The organism is Cryptocyanus atlanticus LEGE 06306 (assembly GCF_056633155.1).
Genome location: NZ_JBSJOZ010000040.1, coordinates 1 through 1669, shown reverse-complemented (window position 1 = coordinate 1669; position 1669 = coordinate 1). Strand labels below are relative to the sequence as shown.

The 1669-nt window shown below is 63.9% G+C and carries 1 pseudogene; it reads right to left on the bottom strand.

Annotation, left to right across the window (positions count from 1 at the left end):
- Window positions 1–5: 5 nt before the first annotated feature.
- Window positions 6–1594: pseudogene (locus ACWJI7_RS14185) on the bottom strand (IS3 family transposase).
- Between the last annotated feature and the right edge of the window lie 75 nt (window positions 1595–1669).

Genomic DNA, 1669 nt, shown 5'->3' with positions numbered 1-1669 from the left:
GCTGTTCAGGCAGCCATGGCAAATGTAGCTGGTTGGTGTTGGATTTCCGGTGTTAGCGGATTGATCCAGACCACTTCAGGTTGACGCCAACAGCGTATGGATCGTGACCACCGCCTTGGATTGCGCTGGCGGGCCTGTTCGTAGACGACAGCCCGGTGACGGCAGATCTCCACAGCATCACCGTTGTGGCGCTGATGGGGCGTCACGAATTGGATCCCGCTGTGGCGGTGTCGGTGGTTGTACCAGTCCACAAACGAGGTCACCCACTGGCAGGCGGCCTCCTTGCTGGTGAATGGCCGGCTGGGGTAGTCAGGCCGGTATTTGGCCGTGCGGAACAGGGATTCGGAGTAGGGGTTGTCGTTGGATACCCGTGGCCTGGAGAAGGATCTGAGCACGCCCAGCTCCTCCAGCCGGCTCTCCAGCGTTGCGGCACGCATGGCGTTGCCGTTGTCAGCGTGGAGAATCAGCGGTTGCTTGCGCCCTTTACTGATCCGCTCTCTGAGGCAAGCCCTGCTCACCAGATCCGCTGCGATGGCTGGATCTTCCCGTTCGGCGACCTCCCAGGCCACCACCTTGCGGCTCCAGATGTCGACCACCAGATACAGGTACAGCCACACGCCGCGCACGGTGGTGGGGAGATCGGTGATATCCCAGCTCCACACCTGACTCGGCCCCGCGGCCCGCAGGCGTGGAACCGGTCTGGGCTCCTGTGGTGGCCGGGCCCGACCGCGGCGATGGGCTTGTCCGTGGGCGTGCAACACCCGGTAGTAGCTGCGCTCCGAACCGAGAAACAGGCCCCGGTCCGCCAGGATCGGTACGATCTGCCCCGGCGGCAGCGCGGCGAATTCGGGCTCGTTACAGGTGAGCAGGATGCGCTGTCGCTCCTCCTCACTGAGGCGGTGAGCCACATGGCGGTGGCTGCCCTTGCGCCGGTCTACGCCGTCGTCATCAGCGACGAACTGGCGTCGCCAGCGCTGCAGCGTGGTGAGGCCAACGCCCAGGAGCGCAGCCAGCTCACTGGCACGGGCACCATCAGCAACACCCTCGTCGAGAATCTGTAGGGCCTTCCGGCGATCGCCCGGGCACGTCAGTCGTCCCCGTCCTCTCCCCAGAAGGCCTGAATCTTTTTTGAGGCGATCAGCAACGCTGCGGCCTCCGCCAGGGCCTTCTCCTTGCGGCGCAGCTCCTGTTTGAGGCGTTTGATCTCCCGCTGGTCCTGGGCACGGAGCCGTTCGAGATCCTTCTGCTCCTTCAAGGTGAGCACTGGCTTTTCGTTGGCATCCTGGGAGGCCTGTCGCCAGCGCTCCACCTGTTCCGGAAACAGGCCCCGCTGGCGGCAGTAGGCACTGAGCTCGGTGGAATTCAGGCCAGCGGTCTCAAGCACCACCGTGAACTTGTCGGTGGCGCCCCAGCCCTCAGGATCCTTCTCGGATGCCGGCACAACCTCTCCCTGCAACCGCCAGATCTTCCTCCAGTTGTAGAGGGTGACCACGTGGATGCCCAGCTCTACTGAGATCTGGGCCACGCTCTGCCGATGTGGCGGGCTCATCCGCCTTCTCACATCAGCCTTGACGGCCTCGCTGTAACGCCGCATTGCTCTGCTCCATCAAGCCCCCTGGTGGAAAAAGTGGTCGGGATGGAGAGGCGTCAACTTTCCTGGCAGAGGGGG